The sequence below is a fragment of the Catenulispora subtropica genome (assembly GCF_039531675.1).
In the GTDB taxonomy this organism is placed as follows: Bacteria; Actinomycetota; Actinomycetes; order Streptomycetales; family Catenulisporaceae; genus Catenulispora; species Catenulispora subtropica.
On sequence record NZ_BAAAQM010000001.1, the window covers coordinates 156,763 to 179,846 of the forward strand.

The window sequence follows — 23,084 nt, forward strand, 5'->3', positions numbered from 1 at the left end:
AGGCGTTCGCGCCCCCGATCCTGACGGGTCGGGGGCGTTGCGCTGTGCGACTCATCCCAATGGAGGACCGTTCGTCGCCGTGACGAGTGACTCACCCGAGCAACCTGCGAGCTGACACGCGCGTCACGCTTATCGTTCGCGGGGAAATCAGTCGACGGGGAGTCCAGGTGCCCAACGTGTCGCGCCGGCAGCTCGGGCTGCTCGGGATGGGAGTGCTCGCGGCCGGCACGCTCGGGGCCGACGGGGCGGTCTCGGCCGAGCGTCTCGCGCGTCCCGCCCGCCTCGCCGGCCGCGTTTCGTTCCTGCAGGTGGTGGCCCACCCGGACGATGATCTGTACTTCATGAACCCCGACATCTCCGACTCCGTGCGGACCGGTGGTGAGCTGACCACTGTGGTGCTGACCGCGGCGGAGGCGGGGGGTGGGGCCCGGTTCGCGGCGGCCCGGCAGCACGGTTTGCGTTCCGCGTACGCCCGCATGGCCGGCGGGGACGAGGACGATCCCTGGCGGATCACCGCGCTGGTCACTCGTGGGGGTGAAGCCACTCTCTGTGAGCTGCGCGGGAATCCGCTGGTCCGGCTGGTGTTCCTCGACATCTCGATGGGTGGCTACTGGGGTACCAACCCGGGTGACGAGAACTACACGCCCTTGGCCGCGCTCTACCACGGGACGCAGACCACCCGCCCGGTCCTGCGCCCGGACGAGGATGCGATCAGCGGCGGCGTCTATACCCGCGACCAGCTGGTCGGCACGCTCACCGACCTCATGGACCGCTTCGCCCCGACCGTGGTCCGCACCCTCGACCCGGACCCCGAGCGGCGCGGCGCCGGCCCGCAGGAACGGGCCTGGGCCACCGACTCCGGTGTGCATACCGACAACGAGGACCATACGGCGACCGCCTGGTTCGCCTATGCGGCGTACGCCGACCACCGCGCGCGCCGCGGTCCTTCCGAGGTCGGCCTGGACTCCTACATCGGTTACGGCAACGCCCGCTGGCGTCACAACCTGGGCGGCCCCAGTCGTCGCGAGAAGCTGAAGCTGCTCGGCGTCTACGGCTGGGCCGATCGGCGGCGGTGCGCGGACCCGGTCGGTTGTGGTGATGCGACGGTCGGCGGCAACGCGGCCCGCCCGGGCTGGATGCAGAGCACGAACTTGCGGCATCCGGGCACGACCGACTGGCTGCGGCTCGACGCGGCGGGCCGGCTCCGGGCGTTCGCGGTGGTCGGCGGACGGGCGGTTGTGTGGCGGGAGACGGCGGCTGGGAGTGGGCGGTTCGGTACGGCGGTCGGCGTGGAGAGCGTCCGGGCGGACATGGCGGGTGCGGCCGGTAGGCCCAGGCCAGGCGGGCATGTCGCGCAGAACACCGCTTCCGCGCTGACCCCGCACCTGTCGGTGGCGGTCGACGTCGCGGGGCGTGCCCACCTCGTCGGGCTGCGCGCGGTCACCGACCCCGATCGGGGGACGTGGAGGCACGAAGTGGTCGTGACGAGCGAACGCCCCGACGGCACGTTCCAGCCCTGGGCCGGCCTCGGTACCCCGATCGGGGTACGGACGAAGGACGCCTGCGCCGTCGGCTGTCCGACCGCGATCGTGGACGGGCACGGCGTGCTGCACGTCTTCGTCCGCAACGCCGACAACGCGGTGTCGTGGCGGCGCCGCGATCTCACCGTGCCGGGTTCCGCCTGGAGCGACTGGCGCGACATAGGCGGGCACCGGGTGCGTGACGGCCTGACCGCGATCGTCACTCCCACGGGTGACGTCGAGCTGTTCGCGAACGGCCACGCGTTCTGGAGCTGGTCGGTGGGCCGCGACGGCGTTCCCCAGGCCACCCGTACTGTCCTGCCGCCGCTCGGCGACCCGCCGACGGTGCGCGGCCGGAGTGACGGCGGTGCTCTTCTGGCCGCGCGGCTGTCGGATACTGGCGAGCTCACCGTCCGCTCGCGACCGCCTGGCAGGGGCAGTTCCTGGGATCGGACGGCTACGGGGCTCGGGGGAACAGGCGGCTTCGGCGTGATGGCGCTGCAACCGCACCGGAACGGGGCGTTCATGGCCCAGCGCGGACGCCGTGGGCTGGTGGAGACGGTGTGGCAGCCGTCCGTGGATCGGAAGGACGGGGTGCGGCGGTGGCTCGGCGGTCCCGGGCCGATTCAGCGGCCGGCGTTGGCGGTGGATGCGCGGGGCGTGGTGGTCGTGGCGGCTGTCGGACCGGATGGTGCGCTCTATACGGCGCGGATCGATGCCGATGATCCGCCGCGAACGCTTGGGTGGAGCGCTTGGCGGGTGGCGTAGCCGGGGGACGCGGGGAGATCTGCTCGACCGTAGGGGTGAGGGCACGGCGGCTGACGGCGTGTTGGCACGGTGGCGGCGGCGTGCTGGGTTCACAGTCCTTGCATGACCCGTTGGTACGTCAGAAGGTTCAAGGCCGCTGCCGTCGTGTTGGCGGGATCGTTCCTGCTCAGCGCGGTGGGGACGCAGGCGAGTGGAGCGGGGGCGGTGCTCCGGGCCGGTTCGGACACGGGGTTCTCGATTCCGTTCACGGGGCCGGCCCGATACGTGTCCTTCGCCCCGACCGAAGTCACTTCCGCTGAGCAGGTCAACCAGGCGATCGGGCAGCAGGCAGCCGATGCGCTTGCTGTACAGCTGCGACTGGACAAGGCGAGGACGTTCAGTCAGCAGCAGTACCAGGAGTTCATCTCGGGTGGCGGTATCGGGGGCGATCCCGGGGCTGCGGCGCTGGTGGACGCGAGCGTGCGGATCCTCACCAACACCACAGGGCACCCGCTGTACTCCGTCATCGACGGCGTGCTCACGCCCACGGTCCTGGCCAGCTATGGGCTCTTCGTGACGAAGGACGGGTGGCTGGAGAGTCCGGCTTATAAGACCGCGCCGACGCGGCTGGTCAACAGGGTCATCGAGCCGGGCGGCTATATGGGCCGGTGGATGCGGGCGAACGGGGCCACCGACACGCTGATCATGCTCTACAGGTCGGTGTACCCCATCGAGGCCGCCTACGGCTTCGTGTCGCAGGCGATCTCGGGCAAGGCGCAGCTGGTGACCAACACCAAGGGGGCGACCTCTGTGCAGGTCGGCATGTCGATGGCCCCGGCGCTGTGGCTGGTCAACTTCTGCCTCATCTACACGCTGAACCCCGCGCTGGCGGCGGAGATGCCCGCCCGGTGGGCTCCGATTCCCTCCGTCGTGTCCGACGCGATCCTGGCGAGTCCCGTTGGCCGGGTCCGGTACAGCGATTACGCGTCCGCGTTGCCCTGATGGATGAAGGGGGCCCAGGCGGCGACGGTGTGCAAGGCGATGCCGGCGCGGTGAAGGCCGGGGGCGCCTGTCAGGGCGGGGATCGGCTCGCGGTCGGGTCCGAGCATCCAGCGTTGGGCGGCCCGGAGGGCTTCGGCGGGGGTGAGGCCGTCCGTGGCGAGGTAGTGGTGGAACACGACCATGCACACCGCGGTCGACCAGTCGTTGATGGCCCAGCGGGAGCCGATCACGTCGGCCGCGCCGCGGGCCACGAACGCCGTCGTGAGGGTCAGGGCCTCGTCGTGGTCGCGGCTGCTCAGGTCCGTCTCGCAGCAGTCGAGGACGACAAGTGGGGTGAACCGTCCGGCCTGGGCGGGGCGTGGGGCGTCCAGGATCTCGGCCACGGTGAGGTATTCCGGACCGACTTGGGCCGAGCGCGGCGGGGCGGTGGGCGCGGACACGGATGCGGATGGAGGCGGAGTCGCCAGGCGGATCCGTGAGGTCGTCGGGCGGGTGCTGGCGGACCCGTGTGCGCTGATCTGCACCATGGACGCGGGCGGCTTGCCTTCGTCGCCGGTCAGCAGCGCGAGGATTTCCGCGGGAGTCCCCGGCCCGGCGGTCTCGTGACCCTCGATCGAGCCCAGCAGCCGGGCGTGCGGCAGATAAGCGCTCCGGATGGCGGCCGCCTCGGCGCCCGGGTATCGCAGGGTCCTGCTCGGATCCACGACCAGGACCGGATCGGTGTCGTACGGCTCCCGCTCCCGGCCCAGGGAGCGCAGCAGTTCGCCCGCCGACGCCGCGTAGGACACGACGAGCAGGTCGCAGGCGCGGACCGGCCGGTCCATCCCGACGTCCGACGGCGCGGTGGAGAGTCTCGCGGCGTGCCACGGCACGATTCCCAACGTTCCGCAGGGGACGAGCACGACGCGTCCCGGCGCTTCCGGTGTGGGATCGATGGGGAGGATGTGGATGAGCGGGTCCAGGACCGCGGCTCCGGCCCGGTCGCACAGCTCGTCGAGAGACTGTTCCCAGCGAGGTGCGACATCGAAAGCCGGATCGGCGTCACGGTGCGGCCACGGGGAGCGCCGCGCCGAGTGGTCGAGGTACCTGCCGAAAGGCCCCGGCCCTTCTGCGGAGAATCCGGGCAGTGGGAGAGTGTGATGGGCGCCGTCGCGGCGGATGATCAGAACTCTGCCTTCTGAGCTGTCACTGTCAGGAAGCAGATATACCAGGGCGTCGAGGCCGGCCCGATCGAGCGCATCGGCGATCTGGGCGAGGTCCGGCGTGGCGAACATACCGTGCGACCGCGAATCGACGGCGAGCGACGCCTCCTGCTCGCGCAGCGTGTCCAGCGCGCGCCGACGCAATTCGCTGGGCAGGCTGAAGTGGTCGTCGGCGGAGGTACGGACTTGGGCGTTCTCCCATGCTTCCGCCAGCTCCGCCGCTCCGACGCCGCGGAGACGGTCCGGTACCGTCCCGGCCGCGGCAGCAGCCCGCAACACCAGTGCACGCCCGAGTTCGAGGCCCTCGACGGCCGCCTCGACACGGTCCTCGTCCAGCGCCCACCCGGCGGCTTGCAGCCCGCGGCTGGCGCCGGACCGAGCCGACTGGAGTCCGTGCTCCGTCCCGAGTTGGAGCAGCACGTCCTCGGCTATCACGCGCAGCGAGTCGAGTGTCAGCGCGACCGCGCGGACGTTGTCGTCCAGACCGGCGTCACGGCGGGTGCGGTATGCCTCCGCCAGAGCCCAGAGGACCCGGCTGCGGAAGTCCGGGGCTGTGCGTTCGGTGATGGCGGCCGCCGCCTGCTCGAGTTCCTGGATCGCTTCGCGCAGCGCCTCGGACCGAGCGGGCCCCTCGGCGAGGTGATACTGCGCCATGAAGCCGGCCGCGATGCTGGCGTGGGCGGCGACGCGTTGGTCGTGTGGCGCGGGCGCCGACGGCCACGCGTCGCGGGCGAGTGCCGTGGCCTGGGCGAGATCAGCCGGCCGGCCTTCGAGTACGGCCGCGACCATCAGCACGGACGACCACGCGGCTTCCATGAGTGGACGTCCCGCTGCCGGTACCGGCCCTTCGAGTGCGCTGCGCATGTGTGCCTTCGCTCGGAGCAGCAGATCGGTGTCCTGCCTCCGGACCGCGAGGCTGATCTCGGCGATGGCGAGTTGAAGCGGGATGAGGAAGTGCCATTCCGTCGCCGGATCGGCCGTGTCGGCGACCTCGGTCAATTCCTCGAGCAGGTTCTCGAGGGCTGGAGTGTCGTCGAGGTCCCATGCTTGGAAGAAACGCAGATGGTGGTCGAGCATCGAGCGGCCGATGCCGAGGTCGTCGAACCCGAATTCGTGGGTGGGCGGCTCGCCGTCATCGGGCATCCGCGGCCATCCGCGCAGGAGCTCGACCGCTTTCACCGCGTCCTGCCGGTTGCCGTGCGAAGCCGCCGAGGCCGCCAGGACGCCGGGGAACACGGCTCGGAGCAGCCAGGACATGTGCTCCGAGTCGGGGGCGTCCGCCATGGCGCGCACGTTCCGCAGCGCCTTGCCCGTCTCCTGGAGATCGTTCGTCCGCATCGCCACGGTGAGGCGTCCGAGCGTGGCGACGCCCAGGCTCCGGGCCTCGTCCGCCGTGTCGGCCTCGTAGCGCTCGATCAGCGCGGTCAGCTCCTCGGCGCTCATGGCTCCGGGGGCGGACATCTCGACGATCATCGCCAGGTCGTCCCAGACGGTCTGGTCGACCTTCGCGGGCGCTTCCGGCGTCGGCGGCTCGGAGGCCGGGCTCGGTGGGCGCCGGGCCTGGTGGGCCTCCAGGCTCTCGCCGTAGTCCATCAAGGTGCCGAGGATCGACCCGATCTGTCCGGAGGGCGCCGTCGGCATCCCGGAGATCAGTTCGCCGAGCCGGGTCATCGGGACGGTCCGGCCGCTCGCCACCTCCGTGACCAGACCCAGGATCCGGCTCAACGTCTCGGCGAACGCCATCAGCGGCGGGATGCGCGGGTCGTCCGGCCGCACGACGACGATCTCGTCGAGGAGCTCGTGCATCTCGTGCAGGTCGGCCACCAGCCGGCCGCCCTCCTGCAACTGCCTGGCGATTCCGAGGATGGGGGCCAGCACGCCCAGGGGCGCCGGAGGGGCGACGACGGTCTCCCGAGGCAGGAGCAGCACCGCGAAGAGCAGCATCACGGACGCGTCGTCCTCGGCGAGCAGGTGGCCTTGGGCGCGGGCCTTCCGCAGCAGGCGTACGGCCTCCGCCCGGTCTTCGGCAGTCCAGCCGAAGCGCAGGCAGCGCGTCGCGTACAGCGCGCCGAGCGTCACGCGCACGCGGCCCAGAACCGCGTCGTCGTCGGGCAGGGCCGCGCTCATGCGCGCTTCGAGGCCGGCCACCTCGTCGAGCATCCGGTCCAGGTCGGCTGGCTCCACGCCGGCACGGTGGACGGCGGCGGCGCCCTGAGCGCCGTCGGCGTCGACGGCGCTCTCCTCCGCGTCCAACTTCGTGGCGACGACGAAGGCCGCGGCCTCGGACAGCAGCTGACGTGCCTCGCCCCGTAGACCCGCGGCCTCCCGGTCGTCCATGACTCCACCTTCCACCGCCTGGCGCAGACGTCTTATATCTGTCGGACAGGCGGGGCGGTTCGGAGGAACGGAGGCTATGCGAGAAACTTCAGCAGCTGCTCGTTGACCTCGTCGGTCGGCGGGTATGGCCGCGGTCGGCTTCGGTGAGGCCGCCCCAGACGCCGAAGGCCTGGCCGGTGCTCGTGGCGAACGCCGCGCACGAGCCCTGGACGGGACATCCGCGGCAGATGGCTTGGGCGCGTTCTTCGCGACGACGGCGAGCGTCTCCGCGTTCGAAGGGCGGGGAGAAGAACACCGAAGCGTCCATGCCGCGGCAGGCCGCCCGCGCCTGCCATTCCCATTCGTCGAGCAGCGGTCTGGCTGACAACAGTTTCATGGCTATGGCCGGCCGGGCATGCTCAGGCGTCGGGGTGCAACGCGGCGCGCAGCGTCTGCACGGCCAGGGTGATGGCGCCCTGGGCGGCCTGCGTGGAGCGCAGGGTGTTGAGCATGACGAAGTCGTGGACGATGCCCTGGAACCGGACCGCGGTCACCGCGACGCCGGCGGCACGGAGCTTGTTCGCGTACGCCTCGCCCTCGTCGCGCAGCACGTCGGCCTCGCCGGTGATGACCAGCGCCGGCGGGAGGCCGGTGAGCTGCTCGGTGGTGGCGCGCAGCGGCGAGGCGGTGATCTCGGCGCGCTGCGCCGGGTCGGTCGTGTACTGGTCCCAGAACCACTGCATGCCGTCGCGGCGCAGGAAATAGCCGGTGGCGAACTGGTGGTAGGAGCCGGTGTCGAAGCTGGCGTCGGTCACCGGGTAGAAGAGCACCTGCTGCACCAGCGGCACATCGCCGCGCTCCTTGGCCATCAGGGTCAGAGCCGCGCTCATGTTGCCGCCGACGGAGTCGCCGGCCACCGCCAGGCGGGTCGCGTCCAGGCCCTGGGCCGCGCCGTCGGTGACGATCCACCGCGCCACGGTGTAGTTCTGCTCGATCGCGACCGGGTACTTCGCCTCCGGCGACAGCGAGTACTCGGGGAACACGACTGCGGCGCCCGCGCCGACGGCCAGCTCGCGGACCAGGCGGTCGTGGGTGTGGGCGTTGCCGAACACCCAGCCGGCGCCGTGGATGTACAGGATCACGGGCAGCGGGCCGGTCGCACCGGCCGGCTTGACGATCCGCGCCTGAACCGATCCGGTCGGGCCGCCGGGCACGGTGATCCACTCGTCGTCGACGGCGGGCTTGGCGATGTCGCCGGACTGGACCTCGTCGACGGCCTTGCGGCCCTCGGCCGGCTCCAGGTCGAACAGGTACGGCGGGTTCGCCGTGGCCTCGACGAAGGCCTGCGCCTCGGGTTCCAGGACCGGCGGGACGGAAACGTTCTCGGACATCGTGGTCTCCCAGGTGGATGAGGATCCTTACCGGAACTCACGCTAGGCGGCGGCGGTCGGTCCGACTTTTCCCTCGCCGCACTGGGAGTCGCCTATTCGTGCACGGCTATGGGCGCCGTCGCGCCACTGCATTGGGGAAGCGCCGAACGCCTCGCGGAACGCGCGGCTGAAGTGGGACGGGTTGGTGAAGCCCCAACGCGCCGCGATCGCGGCCACCGATCGGCGGTGCGCGCCCGAACGGACGAGGTCCCGGCTCGCGGCCTCCAGCCGGCGCTCGCGCACCCAGCCGTTGACCGTCGTCCCCTGCTGCTGGAACAGCACCTGCAGGTAGCGCACCGAGATGTGGTGCCGGTCCGCGATGCGCTGCGGGCTCAGCTCCGGATCGCCGAGGTTCTGTTCGACGAACCCTGTGACGCGCCGCCAGAGCAGCTCGCGTGGTTCAGCGGCTCGGCGCCGACTGCCGACGTGCTCCGCCACCAGGCTGCCGACGACGTCCGCCACCGCACGGGCGAGATGCTCGCGCACCGGCGGTTCGGCGACGATGAGCTCCTCGAGCATGGCGGTCGCCAGCGCTGTCAGACCGGCCGTCGTGCCTTCGCCGTCATCGGCGGTCTCCGGCGCGATCACCATCGGGGTGATGCTCCGCAGCACTGATTCCTCTTGCCGCAGAAGCGCCCGCGGCACGGCGAGGATGTGAGCCCGCTGCCGCTCCGGCATGACGATCTTGAACGGTCGCCCGGTGTCGTAGAGGACCAGCGATCCGGCCGGCACTCGGACCGACCGACCGTCCTGGAGGAGCGACACCTCTCCCCCGGTCTGGAGCCGGGCCGCCATGTGCCGGTCCCCGTCCGCTGCGATGTCACGGGCACTGCGCACGGTCACCGCCGGCCCGCTCTCGTCGGTGACGACCCGCACGCCGCCGTGCCAAGCGATCTGCGGCGTGGTCACGCGGCCCTGCCGATCGCGATCGGCTCGTTGAGCTCATGAAGCCACTCCGACGGAGAAACGCCGTAGACGCTCCGGAAGACACGTCCGAAGTGTGCGCTGCCGGAGAACCCCCATCGGCGGGCGACCTGGCCCAGGGTCGCCGTCCCGCTTCCAGCGGCGAGCTCCGAGCGGCACTCCCGCAGGCGCTGCTCACGGATCCACCGTCCGACGCTCATGCCCTCGTCGTCGTCCGCGAACAGCTTGTGCAGATAGCGCAGGGAGATGCCGTGCGCCGAAGCGATCTTCTGCGGACTGAGGTCCGGGTCCGACAGGTGCCAGCGGATGAACGACTTGATGCGGAACAGCAGTACCCGTTCGGCGCCCGGAAGATCGTCCGCCCCGATGCCGAGCTGATCCGCCGCAGTGGCGGCGAGCAGGCTGGTCATGCTCTGGGCGAGCCGGGCGGCCACGGGCGCGTCATAGGAGGTCGAGGCGTCCGCCAGATGTTCCATGAACGGGGAGACCAGCGCTGCGACCCCGTGTGTGGGGCGCACGGCCCGGGCGGTGAGATGTCGCAACTCACCTTCGCTTCTCCCGAGAAGAGCGCGGGGCACGGAGAAGATCTTCAGCACGAACCGCTCCGGGAACCGGGTCCGGTACGGGCGCGTGTTCTCAAAGAACGCCATGTCGCCCGGGCGCAGCTCGGTGGTGCGGCCGTCCTGCTCGACCTGCGCGGTCCCCTTGCTCTGCACGGCGACGAAGATGCGGCCGCCGTCCCCGCGCGCGATGAACCTGGGCGCCCGGTGCACCTCCCCGGCCTCGGTGGCGACCGTGCTGATCTGCAGATCGCCGAGGCGGTCGATGCGGATCTCACCGTCGATGGTGCCTTGTGCGGTGTCGACGTCCATGCCGACGAGCGTGGCCATGACGGCGTCACACCAGTAGTCGAGGCTCTCGTGCTCCGGCACGGCGCTGGTACTGATCACTTCTCCACGGACCGCCTGGGGTGTCGACAGCATGGCCCCAGCCTCTCCCGCGCGCGGGGGTGGAGGCATGCGTCGGGCGACTGGTCGACGACTGGTCTAGTGGGAAAGGTGCGACCGGAGGAAGTCGGAGCCGTACCGGAGAGCATCCCGGCTCGGCGGGCTGTCGCGCAGCGCGTTCAGCGACACGAAGTCGTGGACGGTCCCCAGGAAACGCATCGCGGTCGCCGCGACCCCCGCTTCACGCAGGCGTTGCGCGTAAAGCTCGCCCTCGTCGCGGGCGATGTCGGCTTCCGCGGTGACGACCAGGGCGGCGGGCAGCCCCGCGAGATCGGCGTGCGTGGCGCGCAACGGGGAAGCGGTCGGCTCGGTCCAGCCGCTGGAGCCCGCCAAGTACTCCCGCCAATAACGGAGCAGCGCCTTGCGGGTCAGCATGTAGCCGCTGGCGAACCGGCGCTGGGACTCGCTGGCACAGCTCGCGTCGACGAGCGGGTAGTACAACAGCTGCGCGGCGATGGACGGGCCGCCGCGGGCCTTCGCGACCATGGTCAGCGCGGTGGCCAAGGTGGCTCCTGCGCAGTCTCCGGCCACCGCGAGCCGGCTGCTGTCCAAACCCAGCGTTTCCTGCTGCTCGACGAGCCAGAGCAGCAGCGTGTAGCACTCCTCCAGGGCCACCGGGTAGCGGGCCTCAGGCGTACGGCTGTATTCCGGGACCACGGCGACAACACCCGCGCCCTTGACGAGTTCGCTGACCAGACGTGCGTGGGTCCGGGCGTCGCCGAGCATCCACCGGCCGCCGTGGACGTAGAGCAGCGTCGGCAGCGGTCCGCGCACGCCCTTCGGGCGGAACGTCCAGAAACCCATGAGGCCCAAGGGACCGGTCGGCGCCACGCGGAACTCGGCCTCGACCTCGAAGTCCTCGACACGGTCGGCTTGGGCCTCCTGAAGAGCGCGGCGGCCGAGCGCGGGTCCGAGGTCGTCCAGGGACGGGGGTTTGGCGGAGGCGGCGATCAGCTGCTCCACCAACGGATCGAGGACGACGGCGGTGGAGGAGGCATGGCGAGCAGCGGCGTCGTCCCGGGCAACCGGTTCCATCCACCTCACCTGCTTCCACTTCCTCGGTTTGCCGACATCCGCTCCGGGATCGGCCGTTCCGGCGACGCCACCCGGTGATCCGCGCGGTGATCCGTCCGATGGCCCCGGCCGACCCTATCCGGCTTCCAGGAGATCACGAAGCTGGTGCCGGCTGCTGACGCCCAGCTTGGGATAGATGTTGTACAGGTGCGAGCCCACGGTCCGGGGCGAGAGGAAGAGCTGTTCACCGATCTCGCGATTCGACATGCCGCTCGCGGCCATACGGACGATCTGCTGTTGCTGAGCAGTCAGGGTGGAGAGCGCCGCGGAGGGCTCCGGGGCCGTGGCGACTCCGCTGGCGCGCATTTCGCTGCGCAGCGCGGCGGCCAGTCCGGCCGATCCCAGCTCCTCGGCGGTTTCCAAGGCGGCGGCGAGCTGCTCGCGGGCTTCCGAGGTACGGCGTCCCCGGCGCAGCCAGAGGGCGTAGCTGAACCGGGTCTGGGCGCGTTCCAGCGGCCACTGCTCGCCCGCCGGGTTGACCAGGGCGAGCTGGAAGCCGGCCTCCTGGTCCGTGGCGGGATCGAGGAGAGCGGACGCGTGGTGCATCAGAAGCGTCATGCGGGTGGTCGGCCGCTCGCCTTGCTGGTCGCGGACTCGTTCGAGGACCCGGGCCGCGTCCTGGGTCCGGCCCGACCGGACGGCTGCGATGGCGAGTTCGGCGATCGCGCGCGGGGAGAGGTACGGGTGTTCCGGTTCGCCGTCCGGCGTGAACAGGCTGCGGAGCCAACGGTACGCGTCGGACCAGTCGCCGCGGTCGAAGGCGGCCGTGGCGCGGGCGCGGGCCCACCGGCAGCGGGTCGCGCCGTTCTCGGCGAGATCGACGTCGGGACCGGGCGTGGCGGCGGTGCCGTCCAGGTCGGCATCGCCCCGCACGGCGCGCAGGGTCAGGTCGAAGGCACGGAGGTCGGAGACGACGCGGTGCATGCCGAGGACGGCGGCGTGGTCGAGGGCGGTTGCGGCGAGCGCCTCGGCTTCGGCCCAGCGGCCGGTGGCGAGCAACGTGTCCAAGAGCGGGGACAGCAGCCAGGCGCGTGCGCCGTGGGCGCCTCGAGCACGGAGATAGGTGTCGGCTCTGCGGAACTGTGCGAGCGACGTGGCCGGTTCGTCGGCGTGGTAGGCCACTGCGGCGACGGCGAGGCGGAGGAGGAGACGGCGGAGATCCTCGGACAGGGTGCCGAGACGGGGAGGGTCGAGGCGGCGGATGACCTGCGCGGGTGCGGTTTGCTGCGTGATGACCGAGACGTATGCGGTCAAGGTGGTGCGGAGGTCCGCGTCGTTGAGATGCGTCAGAACATCGGTGACCGTGTTGACCGTGTTGACCGTGTTGACCGTGTTGACCGTGGTGGCTTCGACGGATTCGAGCGTTCCGGCGCGCGCCGACTTCTCCAGCACTCGCCGGTAGTGCTCCGGCAGCCCGGACTGGTGGGCGATGGCGGCGGCGATCGTGGTCACGGTGAGCGAGAGTGGTCCGTCGGCCAGTCCGCTGTGCCGGTCCGCGGCTTCGAGAAGGAGGTCGAGCGCCTCGGTCTGGTACGACGCGAGCGACAAGGTCGCCGCTGCTGCGCAGGCTGCGAGGCATACCAGGGCCGGGTCTGTGGTGCGACGGATGAAGGTTTCGTGGAGCGACCTGACCCAGTCCAGGTCTCCCACCGCGGCGGCCGCCAGGAGGGCGTCGACGAGACTGGCGGCGCGGTCGGCGTCGCCGGTGAGATCAGCGGCCTGATCGAGGACGCGAGCGGCGGTGAATGTGTCGCGGCTTGCCCAGGCTGTCGCGCGCAGTGCTTGGGCGGCGGCTTCGTCGACGCCCAGCGTTGCGGCGGCCGCGTGATGGGCGTGCGCGGCGGGACGGCCGGCCGCGGTCGCGGCGGCGGCGAGGTCGCGGTGCGCTCGGTAGCGGAGGTCGGCCGGCTGGCGGCCCGCGGCGGTCCGGCCGAGCGGATGGCGGAAGGTCACCTGTCCGCCGTCGATCTGGACGAGTCCTGCCGCTTCGGCCGGGGCCCAGATGCTGAGGTCGTCGGTGCCGAGAGCGGCCATGATGGCGGCGAGTCCCTCGTCTGGTAGCGCGGTGGCCGCGTAGAGGAGGGCGCGTCGCGTCTCTGGCGGGAAGGCGTCGATCCGCCTTTGGAATCCGTGCTCGACACGACGCGGGTGAGCTGTGTGGTCGCCGCACAGTTCCAGCAGCGCTGACGGGTTGCCCCGGGCCTTCTGCAGGAGTTCCAGGCGGGGCCGTCCGGTGGGAGGATCGGGCTGGGCGTCCAGGAGTGCCGCGGCCGAGGGCAGGCCCAGCGGGTTGACGCGTATGACCTCCACCTCGGAAGGCAGGCCGGCGGGGGCCGCGTCTCCGCGCGCGGCCAGGAGGATCGACGCCGGACGTTCGGTGGTGCACCGGACCAGCCAGCACAGTGCGGTCAGGGAGGGTTGGTCGCAGTCCTGGACATCGTCGACGATGATCAGGGTCCGTTCCGGGCTTTCGGATGCGGATGCGGTCGAGGATGTCTGGTCCGGGACCACGGGGAACAGGCGGCGCAGTGCGGCGAAGGCGACGTTCTTCTCGGCGCTCCAGCACTGCACGGAAAGCACTCGTGTGCCGGCCGCCGCGGACCGTTCGGCGACCGCCCGCAGAAGCCAGGTCTTGCCGATGCCTTCCTCGCCGAGCAGGAGGAGGATCCGGGGCCCGGACGCTTCCGGCCCGATCCGGCGGAGGATGTGCTGGAGATCGCCAGACATGATTGAAGATTGTACAAGTGTGATCGCCCGGGTGCGACGGCACCCGGGCGATGCCGCTGCCCGCCCCGCTCAGCGGGCGGCGCGAACCGCCTGGAGGATCACGTCCGCGACCGCCTTCGGCTGCGAGACGGCGACGGCGTGCGAGGCGCCGTCGATCTCGATGACGGTGGCGCCGGCGCGCTGCGCGCCGTAGCGCTCGACCTCGGGGTTGATGGCGCTGTCCGCGCCGGCGACCACGGCCCACGAGGGCTTGGTCTTCCACGCGGCGGTCGAGGCCGTCTCGGTGAAGGCGGAGACGGCGAGCGGACGCTGCGCCGCGGCCAGCACCTGCGTGGTCTCCGCGGGCACGTCGGCGGCGAAGATCGAGGGAAACGCGTCAGCGTTGATGGTCACCTCGACTCCCGACTCGCCACCGGGAAGCGGGTACTTCCACTCGGTGAGGTTGGCGACCAGCGGCGCCAGTGGGAAGCGCTCCTGCAACTCGCCGAGGCTCTCCCCCTCCTCCGGAACGTACGCCGCGACATAGACAAGGCCCACCACGTTCTCCGCCGCGCCGGCCACCGTGATGACCGCGCCGCCGTAGGAGTGACCGACGAGCACCACCGGGCCCTCGATCTGGCTCGCCACCGAGCCCACGTACGCGGCGTCAGCCGCCAGCCCCCGCAGCGGATTCGGCGGCGCGATCACCGCGACGCCCTGAGACTGGAGCTCGCCGATGACACCGGCCCAGCTGGCGGCGTCGGCGAACGCACCGTGTACGAGGACGACGGTCGGGTTGGTTGCAGACACTGTGACTCTCCCCATTGTTGGATCAGGCGGACGTGGCCCTTGGCTGATCACGCTAGGGAGCGGTGCCGCCTGCGATCTGACGGTGCGCGCATGGGGCGGTGCGCGGAAGTGCACTCGGGCACAAAGGGCGGGTGGCGGCCCCCGTCGACCGGAGACCGCCACCCGCTTCCTGCTCAGCCGCCGCTCAGGTGTGCACGATCCCGTGCACCGCCATCGCGATGGCCAGCACCACCTTGTCGGGGAGTGCCTGCACACCGCCGAACGCGTCGACCGCTTGGACCTTGGCCGCGTCGGCGGTCAGGGAGGCTGCGGTCGGGGCGGACAGGCCCGCCGGATCGGTCAGGAGGATGGGTCCTCCCGCGGCGGCCATGAAGGCGCCGCCGGTCAGGGCGTCCGGGAACGCGATGCCGGTGGCGACCCCCACTGTCGAGGGGCTGGTGCCGAACAGGGCGGCGACGGAGGCCGCCGTCGCGTAGCGGTCGGCGCCGGACAGGGGGCGGTAGGCGGAGGCCGGGAGCACGGACTTGGCCGCGGCGACGGCTTGGCCGCCGATCGCCGCCACGTTCTGGCCTCCGGCTGCCGCCTTCGCCTTCAGGTAGGCCGCCGTCGCCGGGTCGAGGGTCCGGTCCTGGGACAGGACCACGGCCGCCGGTTGGCCGGGCTGGGCGGCGAACGGGCCGGCCGCCAGCGGGCCGGCGGCGAGGGCGTCCGGGTAGTTCAGACCGGTCGCGACGATCACGTGGGACGGGTCGGCCAGGCCGTCCGGGGATTGCGCGACGGTCAGGGCGGTGGCGAAGCGGTCGCCCCCGGCGAAGCGGACGACGTGGTAGCCGAGGCCGGTGAGGGAGTTCTCAACGTTCTTCGACACCGCGTTGACGCCGCCGAGCACGTAGACCGTTCCGCCCGTGGGCAGCACGCGCTGGATCTCCTTGCCCACCGCGCCGTCGAGCACGGCGGGTGAGGTGAGCAGCAGCGGTCCGCCCTTCTTCGCGGCCAGCGGCACGCCGGCCAGGGCGTCCGGGTACAGGTCGCCGCGGGCTAGGACCACCGCGCCGGCCTGGCCCGCGTGGTAGCGCGCCTGGGACAGCATGATGCCGGTGGCGAACCGGTCCGCGCCGGCGATCCTGGTGACCGAGGGGCCGGACACCGCGGTGTAGACCGGGCCGGCGACACCGCCCAGGCCGATGCGGTTGAGCGCCTGGATCTGCAGGGTCAGCGGCAGCTGGCCGGCGGGCAGCGTCAGCGACGCGGCGCCGCCGTGCTGGACCACGGCGCGGAGCACGCCGTCGGTCGTCGAGACCTGATACGCCTCGGTGGGCGGTCCGGCGCCCGGCTTCCAGGACACCGTGACCGTCGAGTGGTCGGCGGCCGGTGTCACGGAGATGCCGGTCGGCGCCTGCGGCACGCCGGTGTACGGACCCGCGTCGACGACGTGGACGGTGGCGGTCGCGAAGCCGACCAGGCCGTCGGTGTCGGTGACGCGCAGGGCGACCTTGTGGTCGCCGACCGCGCCGGCCGCGATCCCGTTCAGGACCGGACCGTGCGAGGTGGTCGCGTAGGTGCCGGACCCGTCGAGGTCCCAGGCGTAGGTCAGGGCCTCGCCGCCCGGGTCGAAGGAGCCGCCGGCCGACAGGCTGTAGCGGCCGCCCGCGGCGACGGAGCCGGGGTCGGTGATGGCCGCGACCGGTGCGGCCGTGGTGGTCTGGATGGCCTTGATGATGGTGTCGGCGATGGTGCCGCCGGTGTCGCCGACGAACAGGTGCCCGCCGGTCTTGGTGGTGACCTGCGGGTCGAACGACGCCGCGGACGGGTCGCCGCCCAGCGCGAGGGTGTCGACGACGGCCGGGTCGACGCTGAACGCCTTGTCGATCACGGTGGCCGCGGTGTAGCCGGTCACCGGCTCCGGGTCCTTGCCCGGGGCGTCGCTCATGACGATGATCTCCTTGCGCACACCGTTGCGCCACGGCAGGCCGAGCGCCGTCATGATGCCGGAGAACCGCGCCTCGGGCGTGTCGCCTCCGCCGTCCGCCGTGATGCCGCCGACGGCGGAACCGAGCGCCGCGGTGTCGGTGGTGAAGGGCACGTCGACGCGGGAGGCGTAGGGGTCGCCCTGGTCGGTGTCCTTGAAGTCGACGAGGGCGAACCGCACGTCGGGGCTGGCCGCCCGGGTCTTGTCCACGATGGTCTGCACGTTGGCGGTGACCGCGGACAGGTACGGGCCCATCGACCCGGTCGAGTCGATGACGAAGACCAGGTCCAGCGGTGTGGCGGCGGACGTCGGCGGCTTCAGCCCGGCGCCGCGGACGAAGTGGTTCGCCGCCAGCTGCGGATAGGTGGGCAGCCCCGGACCGTCACCGACGGTGTCGTAGTTCAGGTGCTGGGCCAGATCCGAGAAGTGCGACATCCCCTCGGACGGGATGAACTTGAAGAACCCCTGACAGATCGGGTCGAGGTTGTGGCAGAACGAGAGGGTGTCCGAGGAGCCGGAGAACTCCGGACGCGCGCCGAAGACGCCGTTCCGCTTGGGGTCGGCGTTCCCATAGGCGAAGTTCGACGTCCCGAGGAAGTGCGTGTCGCCGAACAGCACCATGCCGAAGATCTTGGACTGGTCGGACGCCGACAAGCCCTGGTACACGTTGCCGGTCGTCTCGGCGCCCTGGCTGTATCCGGCGAGGATGAGCCGGGTGGACCCGCCGCACGGACCGCTCAGCTCGGCCGCGATCTGGTTCCTGAGCAGTTGCTGGCCGCGGGCCACCGAGGCCTGGTAGATCGGCAGCCCGAGCGGGACGACGAAGGACTCGTAGTCGACGAGCAGGCCCTTCCATCCCGACGGGTCCACCGGGACCGCCGGGTAGGGGTTGTACCAGGGCGGCGCGACCGTCCCGGCGCTCGCGGCGGCCGTTTTCTGCAGGTCCGCGATGAACGCGCCGACCGGCTTGCCGGGTCCGGCGTCCTCGCCGGAGCCCCGGGACGCCAGGACCTTGAAGGTCGGACACGCGGGGCCCGCACTGGCGAACGCCTCCGACCGCGCGGACGCGGCCGTCATCGGCGCCAGGGCGAGCGCCAGACCCAGCGTCGCCACGAGGGCGGCGCGGATCCGTGGAACAGGACTTCTCATTCTTTCCCCCACCTCCCGAAGGGAACGGCTCTCCTGTCGGCGGAAGGCTAGAAGGCCGGTGACGCCGTGTCAGCGGTGGCGCGAGGTGGCGGGTCGGTTTTGAGGCAAAGCCCTGATTCACTTATCCGGCTATCCGGACGTCTTCTCCGCACCGGCCGGAAAACTGGCCACCGGATCTCCGGCGCGTCGAGCGGTCCGGGCCGGCGCGAGTCCGGCCCAGGCGAGTGCCAGCAGGAACTGCGCGGCGACGTAGGTCGGCATGACCAACACGCTCTGGTGAGGCAGCAGGTGCACCTCGGCCAGCCCCAAGGCGATGAAGCCGTCCGAGACGAGGAACAGCGCGCCGCCGACCGCCGCTGTGCGGGACAGCCCGGAGGCCGCCACTGCCATTCCGACCAGCAGCAGGCTGTAGGCCACGACCGGGACCAGCAGCGAGCCGAGGCCCGAGAAGGTCAGGGCGAGCAGCAGCACCCAGACGGCCGCGTAGCCGGCGAGCGCGGGCCGGCCGATCGCGTCGAACGCGCCGCGCCGGCGGAAGGCGATCAGGTAGCAGATGTGGCCGGCGGCGAAGCAGCCCATGCCGACCAGGAACCAGGTGCCCTTCCCGATCAGTGCCGCGTCGCCGGCACCGCCGAGCAGGATGCCGGCCAGCGGCAGGCGCAGGAGGGAGCGGGCTCCGGTGTCGGCGGCGAGCCACGTGAAGACCGCGAGCAGCGGCATCAGCGCGGGCTTGGTGATCCAGTCCCCGACCCGCAAGCCGGCGTCGGACAGCACGATGTTCGCCACGCTGAGCACCGCGTAGGCGGCGGCCGCGCGGCGGGCCGCCGGGGGCAGGTCGGTGATCGTCATGACCGGCGATCGTACCGACGGGTAACCGTCGGGAGAAGAACCGCCGACCGGTGATTCCGGGCCCCGGATATAGCAAGATACTGATTCGCCAGGGAATCCATCCCTTGTCTCGGATACGCCAGGGGACGACGATGTGGCTTACCGCAGACCAGGGAGGGTGAGGATGTTCAACGCCTTCGCACCGAGCAGCAAGATCTCACGCGCCATCCAACTGCTCACTTTCGCCGCCGTGGCGATCGCGCTCGGCGCGGTCTCGTGGCGGTGCACGAGCTTGAAGCTGCCCGACGTCGGGCAGTTCGCGGGGGTCACCGGGGCGGCGTTCCTCGGCGGGATCCTGAACCCGATCAAGGACATCGGCATGGCGAAGGACGCGGCGGCCGGGCTGCAGACGAAGTTCGACCGGATGTGGGTCCTCGCGGTGCTGATCGGCGGCGGGTCGATCATCAGCGGCGCGCTGGCACTGGGGATCCACGGGGAGCGGCACGTGAACGCGGCGGCGGCGCTGGCCGCGCTGGCGACGGCGTTCGGCGGGCTGTTCCTGGACACGACGCGGATCACCCATCTGCCGGATCCGTCGACCACCGCGAGCCACAGCACGGGCGCCGGGGCGGGCGGTGGCGGGGGCGCGGGAGCCGCAGCGGGCTGACAAGCCCCACCGGCGCTCCATCCACCCCCGTTCCACCCTCCTTCCACCCTCGGGTGGAAGCCGTTACACCCGCTGAGCTGCGAATCTCTAGATGTCAGCAGGAGAGAGCAGCACCAGAGGGGAAAACGGAAATGGACATCAGCGTCTGGCTCGTCAACGGCATCGTCCTGGCCTCGGTCCTGGGGACCGACCTGGGTCGCCGGGAGGTCACCAAGTCCCGGCTGCTGCGGCCGGCCATCGTGGCCGCGGTGATCGTGCCGCTGTACGTCAAGCACCCGGCGACCTCCGGCACCGGGCTGGCGCTGGAACTGGGCGGGGCGGCGCTGGGCCTGCTGCTCGGCCTGGCCGCGGCGGCGCTGCTGAAGGTGCGGCGCGAGGAGGCCACCGGCAAGATCCACACCCATGCCGGCGCGGCGTACGCGGCCCTGTGGACCGGTGTGATCGGCGCTCGGCTGGCCTTCTCCTACGGCGCGCAGCACTGGTTCACCGAGAGCCTGGGCCGGTGGATGATGACGCACCAGGTGACCGTCGACGCGCTGACCGACACGCTGGTCCTGATGGCGATCACGATGATGCTGGGCCGGACCGGCGCGATGGCCGCCAAGCGCGGCGCGGTCGCGGGGCGGGCCGGCCGGGCGCACGCGCTGGCCGCGTGAGCGGAGTGGGGCGGGCTCCGGCAGGGAGGACGAGAGCCGGAGAGCCGCATACCGGAAAGCACCGCGAAAGACCGTCGGGCCACCCGCCCGGCGGTCTTTCGCGTTCTGTCACAGCAGGGGGATCAGCACCGGAACATCCATCTCCCGATCCGACACGCCAGTTCGACCGGGGCGCCCCGGGAACCCGCCGCGCGACCGATAGCCTTCCGTCCTCACCCCCTCCGCGCCGGCCGTTCGCGGTCGGTGCCCGAACCCTGAGGAGATCCTCTATGGCCCAGGTCAGGCTGCCGCGTCAGCGCACGTCGGAGACGGTCAGCGTGTCGGTCGGCGGGTACGGCGGACGGGTCACCGTGGCCCGGGAGGAGGGCCGGGTGCGCGAGGTCTTCCTGACCGCCGGCGGCCACGGGTCGACGGTGGCCGGGCTGGCCGAGGCCGTCGGGACCGCGATCAGTCTGGGCCTGGCCCGCGGGGCGCGGCTGGAGGACTACCGCGCCGCGCTGGTCTTGCTGGGGCTGAAGGACGACATGCTCAACTAGGGCGCGTCTGGAGTGGTGATCGGTCCGGTTTCGGTCTGATGGATTCTGCCGCGCCGGCGGCGGTCACGGCGGAACTCGGCGGCGGTGGCGGGTCCGACGGGTCGGCGTAGCGCCACGGACTCCGGCTACTCCGCCCCGGCCTCCGCCTCGTCCACGGCCGCAGCCAGCGCCGCGAGCGCGTCCGCCGGCACGGCCGGCGCGCCGAGGGCGTCGTCGAGCTGGGACAGGGTACTGACACCGAGGACGGGGATGATCTGCGGGTCGCCGCGCAGCACCCAGGCCAGGGCGAGCTGGGCACGCGTGACACCGGCCTCCCGGGCCGTGTTCCACAGGGCGGCGCGTCTCCGCTCGTTCCGCGGGGTCTGATACTGCCAGGGCAGCGGTCGGTCCTCGCGGACCAGCGCGCCTTCCAACAAGGCCGTGTACGCCATCATCGAGAGGTCGTCCTGCGCGCGGACCAGGGCCAGCAGGTCGTCGTCGGCCGCCTCCTGGATCTCGAAGCTCGCGCCCGGTTTCGGGGTGAGGAAGCTGTGCCGCTGCTGGACCGCGGTGTAGCCGGGGACGCCGAGCTCGACGGCGGCGGCCCGCGCCTGCTTGATGCGGGACGTCGGGTGATTGGAGACGCCGGCCTGGGCGATCAGGCCGTCGGCGACGAGGTCCGCGAAGGCGCCGACCGTCTCGACGAGGTCGACGGACCGGTCCTCCACATGCGAGAAGAGGACGTCGACGTGGTCGGTGCCCAGGCGCCGGAGGCTGCCCTCGGCGGCGGCGCGGACGGTCTTCGCCGACAGGCCCTCGGCGTTGCGCGGCCAGGTCGCGGCCAGTTCCGGGTCCGGCTGGGCGCCGAGTTTGGTGGAGATGACCAGGCCGTCGCGGTTCTTCCGGAACGCCAGCCAGCGGCCGAGCAGCTCCTCGCTCTCCCGTCCGGTCTTGCCGTCGATCCAGAAGCAGTAGCAGTCGGCCGTGTCGATGAACGTGCCGCCGGCCTCGACGAACCGGTCGAGCAGGGCGAACGACGTCGGCTCGTCGACGACCGCGCCGAAGGGCAGGGCGCCGAGCGCCAGGGTGCTGACCCGCGGCCCCTCCGGGCCGCCGAAACGGGTGTATTCCATGTCGTCGACAGTGCAACCTGGAGCGCGCTCCAGGTCAAGGTTCCCCCCGTCGAGCCGTGCCGCCCAGGCTGGGAGCCATGCCCGAGACCGCGCCGAACCGGCGCGGGCGGGCGAACGGACCCCCGCTAAAAGTGGAATCGAGGATGCGTGTTAACGTGAGCGCGGCTCGAAGACCCCGCTCCGGCGGGGTCCGCGCCGGCCGCACCACGTGAGGAGTCACCTTGCTCTCCGAGACATCCACCGCCACCGTCCGCGCCACCCTGCCCGCCGTCGGCGCGGCGATCGAGGACATCACCGAGCGCTTCTACGCCCGGCTCTTCGACGCCCACCCCGAGCTGCTGCGCGACCTGTTCAACCGGGGCAACCAGGCCGCCGGCACCCAGCGCCAGGCCCTGGCCGGCTCGATCGCGGGCTTCGCGACGCATCTGCTGGAGCACCCCGGCACCCGGCCGGACGCGATGCTGTCCCGGATCGCCCACAAGCACGCGTCGCTGGGCGTCAGCGCCGCGCAGTACAAGGTCGTGCACCAGCACCTGTTCGAGGCCATCGTCGAGGTCCTCGGCGACGCGGTCACGCCGGAGGTGGCCGCGGCCTGGGACGAGGTCTACTGGCTGATGGCCAACGCGCTGATCGCCCTGGAGGAGCGGCTCTACACCGAGCGCGGCTACCTGGTCGGCGGCACGTGGGGCGACTGGGAGGTCGTCGGCCGCCGCGAGGAGACCGGCGACGTCGCCTCGTTCCTGCTGCGCCCGGTCGGCGGCGGCACCCCGCAGCCGTTCCAGGGCGGGCAGTACGTCTCGGTGCAGGTCGAGCTGCCCGACGGCGCCCGCCAGATCCGCCAGTACAGCCTGGTCTCGGCGCCCGACGCCGCGGTGCGGCAGATCAGCGTGAAGCGGGAGCGCGGCGGCGAGGAGAGCCCCGCGGGCGAGGTCTCGAACCACCTGCACGACACCGTCCAGCCCGGCCGGGTGCTGCGTGTCTCGGCGCCGTTCGGGGACCTGGTGCTCGACAGCGCGCTCGGCGGCGCGGAGCGGCCGCTGCTGCTGGCCTCGGCGGGCATCGGCGTGACGCCGATGGTGTCGCTGCTGGCCGAGCTGGTGGACCGGGAGTACGGGGCGCCGGTGGCGGTGCTGCACGCCGACCGGAGCCCGGCGGCGCACGCGCTGCGCGGGGACCAGGCGATATTGGCCGAGAAGCTCACCGCGGGCACCACGCACTACTGGTACGAGGAGGGCGCCGGCGATCTCGGCCGGGTCGGCTACGCGGACCTGACGGACCTGGAGCTGCCGGCCGGAACCGCCGCCTTCATCTGCGGGCCGCTGCCCTTCATGCGGTCGATACGCGAGCAGCTGCTGGCCAAGGGCGTGCCGGCGGCCGACATCCACTACGAGGTGTTCGGGCCCGACCTGTGGCTGGCTTCGGCCTGAGC

At 71.7% G+C, this 23,084-nt stretch carries 17 protein-coding genes; 6 read left to right on the plus strand and 11 right to left on the minus strand.

Annotation, left to right across the window (positions count from 1 at the left end; all coding sequences use genetic code 11):
• Positions 1–167 precede the first annotated feature (167 nt).
• Positions 168–2,288 carry a PIG-L family deacetylase gene (locus ABD466_RS00675; protein WP_344654887.1) on the plus strand — a complete coding sequence of 707 codons (2,121 nt, stop codon included), beginning with the start codon at positions 168–170 and terminating at the stop codon, positions 2,286–2,288.
• Positions 2,289–2,390: 102 nt separating this feature from the next.
• A complete protein-coding gene (locus ABD466_RS00680; protein ID WP_344654888.1) occupies positions 2,391–3,269 on the plus strand; it encodes a hypothetical protein in 879 nt (292 codons plus the stop codon).
• Here ABD466_RS00680 and ABD466_RS00685 read toward each other — a convergent pair.
• From ABD466_RS00685 to ABD466_RS00730, 10 genes are all read right to left on the minus strand, one after another.
• Positions 3,248–6,808: a CHAT domain-containing protein gene (locus tag ABD466_RS00685; RefSeq protein WP_344654889.1), complete on the minus strand. Its 3,561-nt coding sequence runs from the start codon at positions 6,806–6,808 to the stop codon at positions 3,248–3,250. The genes ABD466_RS00680 and ABD466_RS00685 overlap by 22 nt on opposite strands.
• Positions 6,809–6,896: 88 nt before the next feature.
• Entirely contained in the window at positions 6,897–7,184 is a 288-nt protein-coding gene (locus ABD466_RS00690) for a WhiB family transcriptional regulator (RefSeq protein ID WP_344654890.1), read from the minus strand.
• A 22-nt stretch (positions 7,185–7,206) separates the two neighbouring features.
• Positions 7,207–8,178 carry an alpha/beta hydrolase gene (locus tag ABD466_RS00695; protein WP_344654891.1) on the minus strand — a complete coding sequence of 324 codons (972 nt, stop codon included), beginning with the start codon at positions 8,176–8,178 and terminating at the stop codon, positions 7,207–7,209.
• A gap of 42 nt (positions 8,179–8,220) precedes the next feature.
• A complete protein-coding gene (locus tag ABD466_RS00700; RefSeq protein ID WP_344654892.1) occupies positions 8,221–9,126 on the minus strand; it encodes a helix-turn-helix domain-containing protein in 906 nt (301 codons plus the stop codon).
• The gene (locus ABD466_RS00705; protein ID WP_344654893.1) at positions 9,123–10,124 is read right to left on the minus strand and encodes an AraC-like ligand-binding domain-containing protein; all 1,002 of its coding nucleotides are present in this window, start codon (positions 10,122–10,124) and stop codon (positions 9,123–9,125) included. Before ABD466_RS00705 ends, ABD466_RS00700 begins: the two co-directional genes overlap by 4 nt.
• 63 nt (positions 10,125–10,187) lie before the next feature.
• Complete coding sequence (locus tag ABD466_RS00710; protein ID WP_344654894.1) at positions 10,188–11,183, minus strand: alpha/beta hydrolase; 996 nt, start codon at positions 11,181–11,183, stop codon at positions 10,188–10,190.
• Positions 11,184–11,297: 114 nt separating this feature from the next.
• Complete coding sequence (locus ABD466_RS00715; RefSeq protein ID WP_344654895.1) at positions 11,298–13,949, minus strand: helix-turn-helix transcriptional regulator; 2,652 nt, start codon at positions 13,947–13,949, stop codon at positions 11,298–11,300.
• 69 nt (positions 13,950–14,018) lie between these two features.
• On the minus strand, positions 14,019–14,753 hold the full coding sequence (locus ABD466_RS00720) for an alpha/beta fold hydrolase (RefSeq protein WP_344654896.1): 735 nt from the start codon (positions 14,751–14,753) through the stop codon (positions 14,019–14,021).
• 169 nt (positions 14,754–14,922) lie between these two features.
• Positions 14,923–17,856: a cell wall-binding repeat-containing protein gene (locus ABD466_RS00725; protein WP_344654897.1), complete on the minus strand. Its 2,934-nt coding sequence runs from the start codon at positions 17,854–17,856 to the stop codon at positions 14,923–14,925.
• A 129-nt stretch (positions 17,857–17,985) separates the two neighbouring features.
• Positions 17,986–18,705 carry a lysoplasmalogenase gene (locus ABD466_RS00730; RefSeq protein ID WP_344654898.1) on the minus strand — a complete coding sequence of 240 codons (720 nt, stop codon included), beginning with the start codon at positions 18,703–18,705 and terminating at the stop codon, positions 17,986–17,988.
• Positions 18,706–18,868: 163 nt separating this feature from the next.
• On the opposite strand from ABD466_RS00730, the gene ABD466_RS00735 reads away from it, so the two are divergent.
• From ABD466_RS00735 to ABD466_RS00745, 3 genes are all read left to right on the plus strand, one after another.
• Positions 18,869–19,351 carry a hypothetical protein gene (locus ABD466_RS00735; protein ID WP_344654899.1) on the plus strand — a complete coding sequence of 161 codons (483 nt, stop codon included), beginning with the start codon at positions 18,869–18,871 and terminating at the stop codon, positions 19,349–19,351.
• A gap of 131 nt (positions 19,352–19,482) precedes the next feature.
• A complete protein-coding gene (locus ABD466_RS00740) occupies positions 19,483–20,007 on the plus strand; it encodes a hypothetical protein (RefSeq protein ID WP_344654900.1) in 525 nt (174 codons plus the stop codon).
• Positions 20,008–20,276: 269 nt separating this feature from the next.
• Complete coding sequence (locus ABD466_RS00745; RefSeq protein WP_344654901.1) at positions 20,277–20,543, plus strand: TSCPD domain-containing protein; 267 nt, start codon at positions 20,277–20,279, stop codon at positions 20,541–20,543.
• Between the two features lie 125 nt (positions 20,544–20,668).
• Here ABD466_RS00745 and ABD466_RS00750 read toward each other — a convergent pair whose 3' ends face one another.
• Positions 20,669–21,655 (minus strand): aldo/keto reductase, encoded by a 987-nt coding sequence (locus ABD466_RS00750; protein WP_344654902.1) that lies wholly within the window; start codon positions 21,653–21,655, stop codon positions 20,669–20,671.
• 221 nt (positions 21,656–21,876) lie between these two features.
• Between ABD466_RS00750 and ABD466_RS00755 the strand changes: the two genes are divergently transcribed.
• Positions 21,877–23,082 (plus strand): globin domain-containing protein, encoded by a 1,206-nt coding sequence (locus ABD466_RS00755; protein ID WP_344654903.1) that lies wholly within the window; start codon positions 21,877–21,879, stop codon positions 23,080–23,082.
• Positions 23,083–23,084: the final 2 nt, after the last annotated feature.

What these genes read in the sequence shown, in the direction of transcription:
- ABD466_RS00680 (WP_344654888.1), top strand. Translation starts at nt 2,391, where the DNA reads ATGACCCGTTGGTACGTCAGAAGGTTCAAGGCCGCTGCCGTCGTGTTG.
- ABD466_RS00685 (WP_344654889.1), bottom strand. Translation starts at nt 6,808, where the DNA reads ATGGACGACCGGGAGGCCGCGGGTCTACGGGGCGAGGCACGTCAGCTG.
- ABD466_RS00690 (WP_344654890.1), bottom strand. Translation starts at nt 7,184, where the DNA reads ATGAAACTGTTGTCAGCCAGACCGCTGCTCGACGAATGGGAATGGCAG.
- ABD466_RS00695 (WP_344654891.1), bottom strand. Translation starts at nt 8,178, where the DNA reads ATGTCCGAGAACGTTTCCGTCCCGCCGGTCCTGGAACCCGAGGCGCAG.
- ABD466_RS00705 (WP_344654893.1), bottom strand. Translation starts at nt 10,124, where the DNA reads ATGCTGTCGACACCCCAGGCGGTCCGTGGAGAAGTGATCAGTACCAGC.
- ABD466_RS00710 (WP_344654894.1), bottom strand. Translation starts at nt 11,183, where the DNA reads ATGGAACCGGTTGCCCGGGACGACGCCGCTGCTCGCCATGCCTCCTCC.
- ABD466_RS00715 (WP_344654895.1), bottom strand. Translation starts at nt 13,949, where the DNA reads ATGTCTGGCGATCTCCAGCACATCCTCCGCCGGATCGGGCCGGAAGCG.
- ABD466_RS00720 (WP_344654896.1), bottom strand. Translation starts at nt 14,753, where the DNA reads ATGGGGAGAGTCACAGTGTCTGCAACCAACCCGACCGTCGTCCTCGTA.
- ABD466_RS00725 (WP_344654897.1), bottom strand. Translation starts at nt 17,856, where the DNA reads ATGAGAAGTCCTGTTCCACGGATCCGCGCCGCCCTCGTGGCGACGCTG.
- ABD466_RS00730 (WP_344654898.1), bottom strand. Translation starts at nt 18,705, where the DNA reads ATGACGATCACCGACCTGCCCCCGGCGGCCCGCCGCGCGGCCGCCGCC.
- ABD466_RS00735 (WP_344654899.1), top strand. Translation starts at nt 18,869, where the DNA reads ATGTTCAACGCCTTCGCACCGAGCAGCAAGATCTCACGCGCCATCCAA.
- ABD466_RS00740 (WP_344654900.1), top strand. Translation starts at nt 19,483, where the DNA reads ATGGACATCAGCGTCTGGCTCGTCAACGGCATCGTCCTGGCCTCGGTC.
- ABD466_RS00745 (WP_344654901.1), top strand. Translation starts at nt 20,277, where the DNA reads ATGGCCCAGGTCAGGCTGCCGCGTCAGCGCACGTCGGAGACGGTCAGC.
- ABD466_RS00750 (WP_344654902.1), bottom strand. Translation starts at nt 21,655, where the DNA reads ATGGAATACACCCGTTTCGGCGGCCCGGAGGGGCCGCGGGTCAGCACC.